General features: G+C 61.9%; 12 protein-coding genes. 8 read left to right on the top strand and 4 right to left on the bottom strand.

Features of this window, described 5'->3' with window-relative positions; translation table 11 throughout:
- Window positions 1–37: 37 nt before the first annotated feature.
- Window positions 38–1,027, bottom strand: coding sequence for an aldo/keto reductase (locus IB277_RS27035; protein WP_112985034.1), 990 nt, complete (start codon window positions 1,025–1,027; stop codon window positions 38–40).
- Between the two features lie 161 nt (window positions 1,028–1,188).
- Between IB277_RS27035 and IB277_RS27030 the strand changes: the two genes are divergently transcribed.
- Window positions 1,189–2,085 carry a LysR family transcriptional regulator gene (locus tag IB277_RS27030; protein ID WP_034796315.1) on the top strand — a complete coding sequence of 299 codons (897 nt, stop codon included), beginning with the start codon at window positions 1,189–1,191 and terminating at the stop codon, window positions 2,083–2,085.
- 119 nt (window positions 2,086–2,204) lie between these two features.
- Here the strand turns inward: IB277_RS27030 and IB277_RS27025 are convergent, their stop codons facing one another.
- Window positions 2,205–2,669 carry a substrate-binding domain-containing protein gene (locus IB277_RS27025; RefSeq protein WP_192372054.1) on the bottom strand — a complete coding sequence of 155 codons (465 nt, stop codon included), beginning with the start codon at window positions 2,667–2,669 and terminating at the stop codon, window positions 2,205–2,207.
- Between the two features lie 105 nt (window positions 2,670–2,774).
- Here IB277_RS27025 and IB277_RS27020 point away from each other — a divergent pair, with 105 nt between their 5' ends.
- From IB277_RS27020 to IB277_RS27010, 3 genes are all read left to right on the top strand, one after another.
- Window positions 2,775–3,386: a TetR/AcrR family transcriptional regulator gene (locus tag IB277_RS27020; protein ID WP_034796319.1), complete on the top strand. Its 612-nt coding sequence runs from the start codon at window positions 2,775–2,777 to the stop codon at window positions 3,384–3,386.
- A complete protein-coding gene (locus IB277_RS27015) occupies window positions 3,386–4,258 on the top strand; it encodes a pyridoxamine 5'-phosphate oxidase family protein (protein WP_113188217.1) in 873 nt (290 codons plus the stop codon). Before IB277_RS27020 ends, IB277_RS27015 begins: the two co-directional genes overlap by 1 nt.
- A 74-nt stretch (window positions 4,259–4,332) precedes the next feature.
- Window positions 4,333–5,538, top strand: a complete 1,206-nt coding sequence (locus IB277_RS27010) for an MFS transporter (protein ID WP_112985037.1) — start codon at window positions 4,333–4,335, stop codon at window positions 5,536–5,538.
- Window positions 5,539–5,714: 176 nt separating this feature from the next.
- On the opposite strand, the gene gcvA is transcribed toward IB277_RS27010, so the two are convergent.
- A complete protein-coding gene (gene gcvA, locus IB277_RS27005) occupies window positions 5,715–6,644 on the bottom strand; it encodes a transcriptional regulator GcvA (RefSeq protein WP_060580743.1) in 930 nt (309 codons plus the stop codon).
- A gap of 172 nt (window positions 6,645–6,816) precedes the next feature.
- Here gcvA and IB277_RS27000 point away from each other — a divergent pair, with 172 nt between their 5' ends.
- The 4 genes from IB277_RS27000 to IB277_RS26985 all read left to right on the top strand — a co-directional run bounded on the left by IB277_RS27000 (window position 6,817) and on the right by IB277_RS26985 (window position 11,906).
- Complete coding sequence (locus tag IB277_RS27000) at window positions 6,817–8,226, top strand: amidase (protein WP_060530151.1); 1,410 nt, start codon at window positions 6,817–6,819, stop codon at window positions 8,224–8,226.
- 15 nt (window positions 8,227–8,241) lie between these two features.
- Window positions 8,242–9,489 carry an MFS transporter gene (locus IB277_RS26995; RefSeq protein WP_112985038.1) on the top strand — a complete coding sequence of 416 codons (1,248 nt, stop codon included), beginning with the start codon at window positions 8,242–8,244 and terminating at the stop codon, window positions 9,487–9,489.
- A 516-nt stretch (window positions 9,490–10,005) separates the two neighbouring features.
- Window positions 10,006–10,797: a phosphotransferase family protein gene (locus IB277_RS26990; RefSeq protein WP_162727338.1), complete on the top strand. Its 792-nt coding sequence runs from the start codon at window positions 10,006–10,008 to the stop codon at window positions 10,795–10,797.
- A gap of 218 nt (window positions 10,798–11,015) precedes the next feature.
- A complete protein-coding gene (locus IB277_RS26985) occupies window positions 11,016–11,906 on the top strand; it encodes a hypothetical protein (RefSeq protein ID WP_112985040.1) in 891 nt (296 codons plus the stop codon).
- Window positions 11,907–11,929: 23 nt separating this feature from the next.
- Here the strand turns inward: IB277_RS26985 and IB277_RS26980 are convergent, their stop codons facing one another.
- Complete coding sequence (locus IB277_RS26980) at window positions 11,930–13,264, bottom strand: sorbosone dehydrogenase family protein (protein ID WP_112985041.1); 1,335 nt, start codon at window positions 13,262–13,264, stop codon at window positions 11,930–11,932.
- Window positions 13,265–13,280: the final 16 nt, after the last annotated feature.

Raw genomic sequence — 13,280 nt, 5'->3', positions numbered from 1 at the left:
CCGCCCCACTGGTTGTGCCTGGATGTCTGACGTGGCCTTAGAGGCCGGTCGTCTTCAGCAACTGTTCTGGGTAGCGCTCTCCCTCGATCGGGATTGCCGCGGCCGCTGTTTCGATTTCGGCGAGATCGGCATCCGTCAGCGCGACATTGACCGAGGCGAGGTTCTCTTCCAGGCGATGAAGCTTGGTCGTGCCGGGGATCGGGACGATCCATGGCTTTTGTGCCAGTAACCAGGCGAGCGCGATTTGCGCAGGCGTGGCGCCCCTGTCGTCCGCGATCCTCTTCAGGAGATCGACGAGCGCCTGGTTCTTTTCCATTGCCTCGGGCGTGAAGCGCGGCAGGATCTTGCGGAAGTCGCCCTCGCCGAGCCTGGTATCCTTGCTCATCGCACCGGTAAGAAAGCCCTTTCCGAGCGGGCTATAGGGCACAAGGCCAATGCCGAGCTCTTCGCAGGCTTCAAGGATGCCGTTTGTCTCCGGGCCGCGGGTCCAGAGCGAATACTCGTTCTGGAGCGTGGTGACCGGCTGGACTGCATGCGCCCGCCGCACGGTTTGAGCCCCGGGCTCGGACAGGCCGAAGTGCCGAACCTTGCCGGCAGCGATGAGATCCTTCACAGCGCCTGCGACGTCCTCGATCGGCACGTTTGGATCGACGCGATGCTGATAGAAGAGGTCGATGACATCGACGCCGAGGCGTTTCAGCGATGCGTCGCAGACCGAGCGGATGTGCTCCGGCCGACTGCTCAAGCCCGACTGCTTGCCGTCAACGATGTTGAAGCCGAACTTGGTGGCGATGACCACGCGGTCGCGTACGGGCTTCAGGGCCTCGCCGACCATCTCCTCGTTGGTGAAGGGGCCGTAGACCTCCGCGGTATCGAAGAAGGTCACGCCGCGATCGACCGCCTGGCGGATCAGCGTAACGCCCTCCTGCCTGCTGACCTTGCTGGCATAGCCGAAATCCAGGCCCATGCAGCCAAAGCCGAGGGCTGAGACTTCTAGATCCGCTCTTCCGAGAATTCGCTTCTTCATGTCTTTGCTCCGTTCGTGATAGCGGCGAGCGCACACGAGACCAGCCGGCGCTCTCTTCAAGAGGGCACGCCGGTTCAACGCGTCCTGGCCCCAATCTAGATATCGCGGAGAAATTCGATTAGATGCTAAATCAAGAATGAACCTATATTGTGGATTCATGAATGAAGCGAGATGAACTGGGTGATCTTGTCGCGTTCCTGACGGTTGGCGAGGAACGTAGCTTCACCCGAGCGGCCGCCCGCCTCGGCACGTCCCAGTCGTCGCTCAGCCATACGGTGCGACGGCTTGAGGAGCGCATGGGCGTGCGCCTCTTGACCCGGACGACGCGCAATGTCGTGCCGACGGACGCAGGGGAACAACTGATGGAGACGCTGCGCCCGGCCTTCAACGACATTCGCAGCCGGCTCGACGCGCTGAGCGCGATGCGCCAGCAGCCGGGCGGCACCATCCGCATAACCTCCAGCCGCCACGCGGCCGAGACGATCCTCATGCCCGCCGTGAAAAGGCTGATGGCCGAGTATCGAGAGATCAGCGTCGAGATCTCGATCGACCAGCGCTTCGTCGATTTGGTCACTGAGCGCTATGATGCGGGTGTGCGGCTGGGCGAAAGCATCGAAAAGGACATGATCGCCGTCCGCATAGGTCCGGATCTCAGAATGGTGGTGGCGGGGTCGCCGGACTATTTTGCACGCTACCCCAGGCCTCAGACACCTCATGATCTGACGGGGCACAATTGCATCAATCTGCGCCTGCCCACGCTTGGCGGACTATACGCGTGGGAGTTCGAACGCGACGGTCGCCCGCTCAATGTCCGCGTCGAAGGGCAATTCGTCTCTAATGATGTGCCGATGATCATCGACGCGGCTTTAGGCGGCCTGGGCCTTGCCTGTCTTCCCGACGATCACTTGGGACCGCTCGTCAAATCGGGGCGGCTGGTGCCCGTGCTAGAAGATTGGTGCCCGCCTTTTCCCGGATTCCATCTCTACTATCCAAGCCGGCGGCTGGCGTCGCCCGCGTTTGCATTGCTGGTCGAGGCATTGCGCTTTCGCGGTGCCTAGCGTGCCGCGCCGGGCCGTGGACGAGCACTATCGATGATGTGGGACTGCGCTCGTTTTAGCGACCGCCAAGGGGCGAGGGAGCCGGGCAGGGCTCGGCTCCCCGTTGATCCGTAGCGATATCAGGGCTGGTAGTCGGCAGGGGCGATGATCTTGCTGAAATCGTAGGAGGCGACCTTTTCGCGCGTCACCAGCAAAGCGGGGGCTTCAATGCGGCCCAGTACCTTGCCGCCTTCGATCGCGGCGGCCGCCTCGCGCATCGCATCGCGTCCCATCGACACTGCCGGCTGAAGCGACGCGCAGGTGAGCGTGCCCCTTTCAAGGGCGGCGCGCGCGTCGTCGTTGAGGTTCGAGGTCGAGACCTTGATCTTGTCGGTCGCCCCAGCCTGTGTCAGCGACTTGATCGACTCTATCGCCATGGTGTCGGCCGCGGTGAAGATGCCGTGAATGTCCGGGTGGCTCTTGGTCCAGTCGGTCGCCGCGATGCCCGCATCCTTGGTGCCGGCGGCCTTTTCGGCGACGATCTTGATCTCGGGAAATCGGCTTCGATGGTGCTCTTGAACCCGTTGACCCGAAGCTTGGCCCACATTTCGTCCGGACCGGGATTGCGTTCGTGCCGTCATTCCAATTGACAATATACATACGTATGTATATTTTTAGTCAGTATTGCGGATCGGCGACCAGGAGACGGCATGAAGGCGAACGACAAGCGGAGGGAGCGCGGCGATCGCGCCCGGGCGAACATTCTTCATCACGCGACGCAGATCGCGTCGGTGGAGGGGCTGGAGGGATTGACGTTCGGACGGGTCGCGGCTGATGCCGGTGTGGCGAGAGGCAACGTTCAGGTTCTCTTTGGCGACCGGGAAGCCTTGCAGTTGGCGACGATCGAGAACGGCGTGGCACTTTATGCCGAAACGGTGGTTGGCCCCGCGATGGCACTCCCGACAGCGGTCGAGCGCCTGATCGCTCTGATTGAGGGATGGTACACATTCGTTGAGCAGCGAACACTACCCGGCGGCTGCCTGGTGCATGCGCTCAGCAGCGAGTATCGCACCCGGCCGGGAGAGATCCGCGACCGTGTCGAGCATCACCGGGCCGAGGCGAGACAGCGTATCGTCGATCTGGCAAACGCGGCGATCAACGCAGGCGAACTTCAAGGCGGCATTGATGTCGGCGTGCTGGCCTTCGAACTGACGTCCTACCAGGCATCGGCCAATGTGGCAGCGCTCATGGGGGAGCCTGAGCAGTTCGAGCTGGCACGCCGTGCGTCCAGGGAGCGCCTTGCCGCGGCACGGGGTGTGTGATGGACAACGACCCCTTTCACGCCGGAGAGCAGCAACTCCAGAGCCTCTTTGCCGTCCGTGAGCAACTGGCCGGGTCGCGCGCGATACAGGCGAGCCTGCCACCCGGCTTTGCGGGTTTCCTTGCGGAACTGCACTATGTCGTTCTTGCCGTGCCTGACCGGGAGGGGCGGATCTGGGTCACCATGGTCTTCGGTCGGCCCGGCTTTCTGAGCGCACCAGATGCCATGCGTGTGCGTGTCGCAGCACGCCCTGACGCCGCAGATCCAGTGGCTCGTGGCATTGTCGAGGGAACTCCGATCGCGATCCTTGCGATCGATCTTTCGACCCGGCGGCGCATCCGCGTCAACGGTAGCGTAGGTCGGGTGGGACAAAGCGATTTTGTCGTCGACGTGCAGCAGGCCTTTGGAAACTGTCCGCAATACATTCGTCCGAGGGACGTTGAACAGGCGGTCGGCGCAAGTGGAGAGCCGCTTCTGATCTCGGCCGATACAAGTTTGGCTCGACGTGTCGTTGCTGGTGCCGATACGTTTTTCGTTGCGACCCGCGCCGCCTCCGATGCCGGCGGCGATATGGATGTTTCCCATCGCGGCGGTCCGCCTGGTTTCGTTCGGTGGGACGGCGAATGCCTGATCTGGCCGGAATATCGCGGCAACTACTATTTCAACACCCTCGGCAACCTGCTCGTCGATCCTGCCTGCTGTCTGCTGTTTCCTGATTTTGGCACGGGCGAGATGGTGGTCATGACCGGACACGCCGTGCTCGACGGCTTCGACGGCCGCCTGAGGCGCTCGCATGAGGGCATGCCGATGAACGGGCTGGTTCGCTTCAAGCCTGACCTCCTGATGAGCCGCACTGCGCTGGCGCGCCCGTAGTTCGATCCTATTCCAGTTTTGTCATTCGCATCTTGGCACCGGTCGTAACATGGCCGTGCCGGAAAGGTCTTGCCATGGTCAATGCCACGCTCGAAACCCCGCATGAGGCCGATCAGCCGCAGGCGACCAATCCATGGCTTTCGGTGTCGATGCTCGCCTTCGGCGTCTTCGTTGTCGGGACAGGTGAGTTCGTTCTGGCGGGCCTGTTGCCGCTTCTCAGCAGTTCGCTCGACATCGCGCCATCCGTTGCAGGGCAGGTCATTACGATTTTCGCTTTGACGTGCGCGATCGCGGGTCCGGTTCTCGTGGGCGTGACTGGCGGCTGGGAACGCCGAACCGTTCTCCTCGTCGCAGCCCTTGTCTATCTCTTCGGCAGTGTCTGGACCGCGCTTGCGCCAAGCTATGCGCAGGTTCTGATCGGTCAGGTCGTGGCGGCTCTTGGCGTCGGGCTGTTCGTGCCGACCGCCACTGTCACCGCCGCCGCCATGGTCCTGCGGGCACATCGGGGCAGGGCGATCGCTCTGGTCGTCAGCGGCTTTACGGCGGCCACTGCGCTTGGCGCGCCGCTGGGCACGGCTTTCGGCGGCGTGTTCGGCTGGCGATCGACCATGTGGCTTGCAACCGGGCTGGCAGCCCTCGGCGTCGTCGGCGTCGCCGTCTTCATTCCGAAGTCGATCAGGATCGCAACGACGACGGGCTTGCTGCAGCAGTTGCGGCTGCTGCGTAACCCGCAAATCCTGGCGGTCCTCGGAGTAACGCTCCTCGCCTTCACCGCGGTCTATCTGCCCTACACGTATATGGGCATCATCTTTGCGACCGCCACGCAAGGAAACAGCGTCTATCTGGCCGGCCTGATGGCGACGCTCGGCGTGATCGGCACGATCGGCAACCTGGGTGCCGGCATGCTTGCCGATAGGGTTGGCGGTCAGAAGGTTGTGGCAATCGCCTTGCTTTGGCTCATCGTCAGCATGCTGATCCTGCCGCTGACCACCGAGACGCTGGCATCGGCCTTCGCGATCATCGCATTCTACGGGATCGCCGCCTTTGCGATCACGACGCCGCAGCAACACCGGCTGATCTCGCTGAAACCGGAGGCCGCCGGCGTGCTGGTCTCGCTCAATCAGGCCATTCTCTACCTTGCCATTGCGCTATCCGGTTCGATCGGTGGGCTTGGAATAGAGTGGGCAGGTGCTGGCAATCTCGGCTTGGTGGCGGCAGCGCTGGCAGCGGCGGCATTGCTGTTATCGGCGTCGATGAGATCGAGTGCCGATCGGAGCTGACAGGCAGGCAACCCGCCGGGTGTTCGGGCACCTCGTGCCCGGCTTGCCCTCCCAGGCTATCCGCCGTGCCGCCGTGCAGGATAGAGCCAGGCAATCAAGAGAACTGCCATGGTGACGTCCGGTGCCGAGGCATCGCCATCGATCCGGACGCTGACCGTGCCACGGTCGGGAGCGCATCAGCCAGGACGGAGGCTGTTCTGAGCCGTGGACGTTTTGGCCAACGGCGTCTTCTCCACATTGAGTATCCAATCCCGGAAGGTCGCAATCTTTGGATTGTCCTGGGCGTGCTCGGGACACACCAGGTAATAGGCAAACTCGTCTATCAAAGCCGCGTCCAGGAGCTTCACCAACTCACCGCTGGCGAGTTCCGCTGCAATCATTGCAGCGGGCAGCAACCCTGCGCCATGGCCGGACAGGATCGCCTTCAAAATAAGGCTGCTATCGTCAAACGACGGACCGCGGGGAGAACGGAACTCTTCCACGCCATTTGCCTGGAACCAAAGGCTCCATCCCTTGCGGTCGGCATCATGGACATGCGGCCAGCGGATGAGATCGTCCGCGCATCGAGGGACGCCGAGGCGATCGACGAGATCAGGGGCTGCCACGGCGACCATCTCGACGGTTACGACGCGGTCGCTGCGCAAGCCCGGATAACGGCCGGCACCATGACGCACCGCGACATCGACGCTGCCGCGGGAGAAATCGGCAAGGGTGCTGCTTGCGACGATTTGGAGATCGATTTCGGGGCTGATCTCCTGGAAGGAGTGCATGCGCGGCAAGAGCCATGCCGATGCGAAGAATGGCGTGACGCTGACTGTCAGCATGCCGCTGTCGTTGGAGGCCATAACGCGTCGCGAGGCTTCGGCAATCTGGCGAAAGGCATTGCGGACCGCTGGCAGATAGTCCCGGCCCGCATCGGTCAAATAGATGCCGCGTGTCACTCGTTCAAACAGCTTCACGCCAAGATGCGTCTCGAGCGATTTCAACATCTGGCTGACCGCGCCCGGAGTGACGCAAAGCTCGTCGGCCGCCATCTTGACCGAGAGATGGCGGGCGGCGGCCTCGAAAGCCTTCAGGGCATTGAGCGGGGGAAGGTGGCGGCTCATGATTTAGATTTTCTAAGTTATAGGGATGATTAAATCTGGTTTGTCGGCCGAGTATTATGTGCTTTATCACATTAAACTGTGCTTGTCTCGCTCCTCACGAGGAACAGGAGGCGCGATCGAAGGTAGATAGATTTTCTAATGTATTTCGCTCACCGCAGTCGGGAAAAATTGAATGACGATAGTTTCGGATGATTTCACTTTGCTCAGCCTCACGGAGATCGGAGACAGAATCAAAAGAGGGAGCATTTCCTCGCTGGCGATCACCGAGGCGCAGCTTCGGCGCATCGCGCGACTGGAACCGGACCTCCACGCCTATGCGCAGGTGATGGACACAAGCGCGCTGGAACAGGCGAAGGTGGCGGATGAGGAAATCGCCGCTGGACGCCATCGCGGCCCGCTGCACGGCGTTCCGATCGCCGTCAAAGACCTGTGCTGGATCGAAGGCGTGCCAACCAGGGCTGGCACACTCGTCCATGGCAATTTTGTTCCGGACGAAGACGCCACTGTCGTCAGACGCCTCAGGCAAGCAGGCGCGATCATTATCGGCAAGACGCAAATGACCGAGGGAGCGTATTCGGACTACCATCCGGCAATAACCCCGTCTGTCAATCCGTGGAGCGCGGACTACTGGACCGGGATTTCCTCGAGCGGTTCAGCTGTCGCGGCGGCAGCGGGCCTTTGTTTCGGTGCGATCGCGTCCGACACCGGCGGCTCGATCCGCTGGCCGGCGGCCGCAAATGGTGTCACGGGCCTCAAACCGACATGGGGGCGCGTCAGCCGGCACGGCGTTTTCGATCTCGCTCCCTCCCTCGACCACCTCGGTACGATTGCGCGAAGCGCCATGGATGCGGGGATCATTCTTGCCGCCATCGCGGGAAGTGATCCGAAGGACCCGACGGCGGCGGCGCAACCGGTGCCGGATTTCGCTTCCGCTTCGCGAAGCGGGGTCGGCGGTCTGCGGATAGGCTTTGATCCAGGGTGGAACAGCGAGGACGTGGAGCCTCAGACACAGGCCGCACTCGCCGCTGCCTCGGACGTTTTTTCCGATCTTGGCGCGCACATGGTCGAGATCAGGTTCCCGGACGTGAGCCAGGCCGTTGCCGATTGGGTGCCGAACTGCGCCGTGGAGGCGGCAGCCGTTCACGCGCGAGACTTTGCTGCGAACAAAGACTTGTACGGGCCTATCCTTGCCGGCGTCATTGAAAAGGGCAAAGCCGTCTCGGAGGCGGAGTATCAGCAGATCCTTCTGCGACGCGCGATTTTCCGCCGTGACGTCGAAGCCTTGTTTGCATCCGTCGACCTGATTTTGACCCCGGTTCAGCCGTTCGCTCCCCTGACACTCGCTGCCATCGCGACACTTGGTGAGCAGCCGGATCTGATCGCTAGGCTGCAGCGCTATACCTGCCCCCTCGATATGAGCGGCCATCCGGCACTGACTTTCCCTGCAGGTGTCGCAAAGGACGAGATGCCGATCGGCCTTCAATTGCTGGCTGGTCAGTTCCAGGAACTGACCCTTGTGCGCGCCGGAGCGGCATTCCAGGGGCATACGGCTTGGCACCAGAGACACCCGGGAAAAGGGTGACGGAGACGAACGATCATGAACGCTCACCGCCAGCGCCAAGGCATCTTCTACGGATGGGTCGTCGTCGCCGCGACGTTTACGCTGACATTCGTAGGTTTTGGTAGCGCCTATACCTTCAGCGCCTTCATCGAGGTATTGCAGCAGGATCTCGGGGCATCGCGTGGCTCCGTTTCGCTTGTTTTTTCTTTGGCAGGGTTTTTGTACTTCGCCCTGGGCGTGATTTCCGGTCCCCTTGCGGATCGGTTCGGAGCAAGATCGCTTTGCGTTGTCGGCATGGTGCTTGTCGGCTTCGGCCTCGCCTTGGCGGGCCAGGCGCGCACCATCGCCGAGGTCTATGCCGCCTATGGGCTCGGAATAGGTCTGGGCGTGGGATGTGCCTATGTGCCGGCCCTTGGGGCCGTGCAGCGCTGGTTCGTCGCGCGACGTGGCCTGGCATCGGGTCTTGCGGTCAGCGGTATCGGCTTGGGCACGCTTGTCATGCCGCCGCTGGCGACTTGGTTGATCGCCGCTTTGGGCTGGAGAGAGGCCTATCTGGTGCTCGGTGGAGCGGCCGCGGCCTTCGGCATAGGCGCCGCATTGCTGCTCGAAAACGATCCGGGGCGACGTGGTCTTCGGCCGGACGGAGTCTTCGTCGAACCGGGCGTCGTGAATTCGGCGGCAAAGGAGGGCGTTTCGGTCAAGGATGCGATACGGACTCGGCAATTTGTCGGCATGTATGTCGCATGCCTGTTGAGTGCAGTCGGCGTGTTCGTTCCCTTTGTTCATCTCGTCCCGTTTGCAGTCGATCACCAGATCGCTCCGACGGTCGCCGTCCTCCTCCTGAGCGCGATCGGCGTTGGGAGCACTGCGGGGCGCTTCTGCCTTGGGGGGCTTGCCGATCGTTTGGGTCGCGACACTTTCCTGGCGGCAATGTACGCGGGCATCGCCGTGTCGCTTGCGGTTTGGGCCTCTGCGACCGGGCTTTTGGCCCTTGTTGCCTTCGCTCTGTTGTTCGGATTGTTCTACGGTGGCTGGGTCGCGGTGCTGCCGGCCGTGGTTGCCGATCATTTCGGCCGCCGCAATGTGGGCGGGATCATCGGGCTTCTTTACACGAGCGTCGCAATCGGCACGCTGATCGGCCCGAGCCTCGCCGGCTTTATCTACGACGCCAGCCACAGTTACTTCCCGGCCATTGCGATCAGCGGAGGCGCCAACGCGGTGGCCGCGCTTGTGGCGATCGTGACCATCGGTCTCAAATCAAGAACGGCCGCGGAAGGGCTTTGAACTGGCGGTGCAGTTTTTTCGTCCGTTTCGCAATTGGATATCGCTGCCATGCGTTCGCATTGCTTGCGATAAATTGCTAACGATACAACCAATGAGATATGGTCGAGGGTGAGGGAACGAATGCCGTTCCATCCCTTGCGCGTTTCGCTTGCCGTCACGCATGGCCCCAATCGAAGCCGGCCGAAGAATGGGCCTCGATACTTTGTGAGGGGGCGGTTGCGCAGGTGCCAGGAGCACGAGCCCAACACCCCCCTTTAGCGGGCGCAGTATTTCAGCCAGCCCGTCGGCCATGGACTTCGTCTCGGTGTCGGTCTTATCCGGCCGTCATCGCGAAGAATAGCGGCTACAGAATTCAGACGTGCGGCCAGGGCCTGCCGGGTGGGATTGCAAAGGACGAACGCAGTGAAGGATCTATCCCTAGAGCCAATCGCGACCGCCTCCGTTGAGAGGGAAGTCGACGCCACTCGTGGGGGTACCGATGCGATGCCCCTTCAGAGGATCGTTGCGGAACTTGGCTTGCCATCCGAGCCTCCGGCTGTCCTGATCGGCTCGGGGCAGAACTCGGTGGCCTACGAGCTTGACGGCAGGATCCTTCGATTGCCGCGTCATTGCGGCGCTGAACGCGACCTGGTGCGCGAAGCCGCGGCGCTTCGCGCGGTGCGGCCGCTTCTCCCGGTGCCGGTACCTGATCTTGAGGTGCGCCGCATCGACGGCCAATTCGTCTCGCTGCACGCCAAGATCTTGGGCGAACCGCTTTCGGACCTGACCGGCCTGAGGATAGGCGCACAGAGGGTTTTGGCCGCGGATCTTGCCGCCTTTCTAAAGGCTCTGCATTCGCTCCCCATCGACAGCGTGGAGGCCGAGCCTGCCGAGGCGTCTTCATCCGAGTGGAATGGCCTTTTGGCGCAATGCGAAGCGGTGGCCTTTCCTCTGCTTTCGCCTGATGTCGTCACCGGTCTGCGGAAGCGCTTTTCCGACTTTTTGGCGACCTGCAACGCGCTTCCGCAGTGCCTTATTCACGGGGATTTTGGGACCGGAAACATTCTCGTCGATCGCGGCAGACTTTCAGGCGTCATCGATTTCTCCGGCTGCGGCCCCGGCGACCCAGCTTACGATTTTGCGAGCCTCGCGGCAGGGCTTGGTGACCCGTTCGTCGACCTGGTGCTCGCGCACTTTTCCCCAGACACGGCGGCAAGGGATCGTATGGGTTTTTATCGAATGACCTTTCCGCTTCTCGACATTCTGTACGGCGTCGAAAACCGCGACCCGGAGACAGTCCGCGCGGGCGTGCACGCCTTTGCGGCGTAGTCCGCTCATCCTCTCACCGGGATTTGCTTCGGCCCACCTCATCCGAACGCGGTTCGATGTCCGCCATTGGGCGCGATGTGGACTTCGCGCCTCGGTTTACAGCATCGAAAAAAGCCGTTCGGCTCTCGTTTTTTTGCGCAATCGGGGAACAGCGGGCCAAGCCTATTCGTTGAGTGAGACGGGAGAATGTGTCGGAACGAGGAGGGGTTCGCGAAGCAATGTCGGGTGAGCCATCAAATCGCCCCGGTGCGTATATTTCGTTTCCCTACGACCGAACCATGCTGGGAGAGTTTCGACGGGCTTTTCCCCGGGCCAGATGGAGCGACGATAGGCGCAATTGGTTTATTCCGGGCAAGACCGCCGACCGCCGGTTTACCAGATGGATGGACGGCCAATTGTCGGAACGAGATCCGTTCGGTGAATCAAAGGGCAGGGACGCTTACGACTTCGATCCCATCGGCAGCCCGTATCTGGTGGCAGGCGATGACCTTTGCCTGCGGACACCTTTCTCCCGCACCATCGTTGAGGAATTGCGACAGGTGCCGTGGGCGCATTGGGATGACAATTCCAGGACGTGGCATGTTCCGTTCCGCTCCTACGAGGAATTGCGGAAACGGTGGCCTGTGATCGAAGCGGCCGCCCGCCGCAATGAACCGGATGCACGAAAGCAACGCCGACTTGCGTCGCGGGGGTCCGCCGAGGAACTGGAAGCGAGAAGTCGCAGCGTCGAACGAAGAAGACGACGATACCCTGTTCCTACGGCTTTTCCACCGCGGCTCGGGCGCGCCGTCTCCACTGAAACCTACGGCGTCATAATATTCATCGGGATTTCACAGGAGATTGTCCCTCGAACCTTCTCCTGCTCGTATCCATTCATGAACAATAGCCTGATGGAGTTTGTCTGGGCCTCCTGGCGGCCCGCAACACTGTCGGAATTGATCTCTGTATGGCCGGCACGCACCGGTCCCGATCATCGCAGCGGCTGGTGGCTTCCAGATCTGGAGGAATTGCGGGTTTCCAGGAAACAGGCCCGAACTCAAGAGCGCCGGCGCGCGGCATCCCGTTCTCATCGGGCGATTGCCGACGCGGGACGACCAAATGCACATTGATCGCTTTTGAAACAGGCAAAAGGTCATTCTCTGCTGACACGCCACACGACATTGCCGACATCGTCGGCAACCAGCAAACTACCCGTCTTATCGATTGCCACGCCGGCCGGGCGCCCCATGGCGCTGCCGCCTTTGCCGACGAACCCGGTGAGGACATCTTTTGGCCGGCCGCTGGGCTTGCCATTCAAAAACGGGACGAAGATGACCTTGTAGCCGCTGGGTACGCTTCGGTTCCAGGAGCCATGCTGTCCAACGAATGCGCCGTTCGAATAGGTGGGGCCGAGCGACGAGCCCCTCGAGAACACCAGTCCCAATGATGCCGTGTGGGCGCCCAGCGCGTAGTCGGGCTTGATGGCCCTTGCGACGAGGTCAGGACGCTGCGGCCTGACGCGGGTGTCGACGTTCTGGCCGAAGTAGCTGTAGGGCCAGCCATAGAAGGCGCCATCGCGCACGGATGTCATGTAGTCCGGGACGAGATCGTCACCGAGTTCGTCGCGTTCGTTGACCGCGACCCACAGCTTTCCATTCTGAGGGTTCCAGGAGAGCCCGTTGGGATTGCGCAGGCCCGAGGCGAAGGGGCGCATGTGGCCGCTTGCCTTGTCGATCTCGAGCACGGCTGCACGGTGCCGTTCGACGGCCATGCCGTTTTCGGCAACATTGCTGTTGGAGCCGACCGTAACGTAGAGCTTGCGGCCGTCCGGGCTTGCGATCACATCCTTGGTCCAATGGTGATTGAGATCGCCGGCCGGTAGATCCGCGATCTTTTGCGGCGGCGCCGTGATCCGGGTCTGTCCGTTCGAATATGGGAAGGCGACGAGACCGTCGGTGTTGGCGACATAGAGCTTGCCCCGCGACAGCGTCATGCCGAAAGGCGAGTTGAGACCTTCGGCGAACGTGGTCCGCAGGTCGGCCACCCCGTCGCCATCGGTGTCGCGAAGCAGCGTGATCCTGTTTGCGCTTGGTGTGGCGGCGCCAGCGCGCTTCATGGCCGCGCTCATGAAGACCTTCTTCAGGCTGAAGCCCTCGTCGTGTTTGGCCGGAGCATTGCTTTCGGCCACCAGAACGTCACCGTTGGGAAGGACGCGCAGCCAGCGCGGATGGTCAAAATTCGTCGCAAAGGCGTTGACCTTCAATCCTTTGGCAGCGAGTGGATGTTCTCCGCCCCGCCACCCGGTCGCATCGGCGATGTTGACCGTCGGGATCACGGTTGGGCGTGGTTTTGGCAGAACCGGATCCGAACCGTATCCAACCTTGCCGGTGTTGCTCGCTGTCTGCCTGGCTGAGACGTTGGCGCAACCCGCCAGTAAAGCTGCGGTTAGGAGGATGACGACTGCCGCACACGGGAAACGGTTTTGCATTGGAAGGCCTCCGCAG

The sequence above is a fragment of the Ensifer sp. ENS07 genome (assembly GCF_014852185.1).
Classification (GTDB): domain Bacteria; phylum Pseudomonadota; class Alphaproteobacteria; order Rhizobiales; family Rhizobiaceae; genus Ensifer; species Ensifer adhaerens.
Note: the sequence above shows the minus strand (reverse complement) of the source record. Positions and strands in the feature narration are given on the sequence as shown.

What these genes read in the sequence shown, in the direction of transcription:
- IB277_RS27030 (WP_034796315.1), top strand. Translation starts at nt 1,189, where the DNA reads ATGAAGCGAGATGAACTGGGTGATCTTGTCGCGTTCCTGACGGTTGGC.
- IB277_RS27010 (WP_112985037.1), top strand. Translation starts at nt 4,333, where the DNA reads ATGGTCAATGCCACGCTCGAAACCCCGCATGAGGCCGATCAGCCGCAG.
- IB277_RS26995 (WP_112985038.1), top strand. Translation starts at nt 8,242, where the DNA reads ATGAACGCTCACCGCCAGCGCCAAGGCATCTTCTACGGATGGGTCGTC.
- IB277_RS27015 (WP_113188217.1), top strand. Translation starts at nt 3,386, where the DNA reads ATGGACAACGACCCCTTTCACGCCGGAGAGCAGCAACTCCAGAGCCTC.
- IB277_RS26980 (WP_112985041.1), bottom strand. Translation starts at nt 13,264, where the DNA reads ATGCAAAACCGTTTCCCGTGTGCGGCAGTCGTCATCCTCCTAACCGCA.
- IB277_RS27000 (WP_060530151.1), top strand. Translation starts at nt 6,817, where the DNA reads ATGACGATAGTTTCGGATGATTTCACTTTGCTCAGCCTCACGGAGATC.
- gcvA (WP_060580743.1), bottom strand. Translation starts at nt 6,644, where the DNA reads ATGAGCCGCCACCTTCCCCCGCTCAATGCCCTGAAGGCTTTCGAGGCC.
- IB277_RS26985 (WP_112985040.1), top strand. Translation starts at nt 11,016, where the DNA reads ATGTCGGGTGAGCCATCAAATCGCCCCGGTGCGTATATTTCGTTTCCC.
- IB277_RS27020 (WP_034796319.1), top strand. Translation starts at nt 2,775, where the DNA reads ATGAAGGCGAACGACAAGCGGAGGGAGCGCGGCGATCGCGCCCGGGCG.
- IB277_RS27035 (WP_112985034.1), bottom strand. Translation starts at nt 1,027, where the DNA reads ATGAAGAAGCGAATTCTCGGAAGAGCGGATCTAGAAGTCTCAGCCCTC.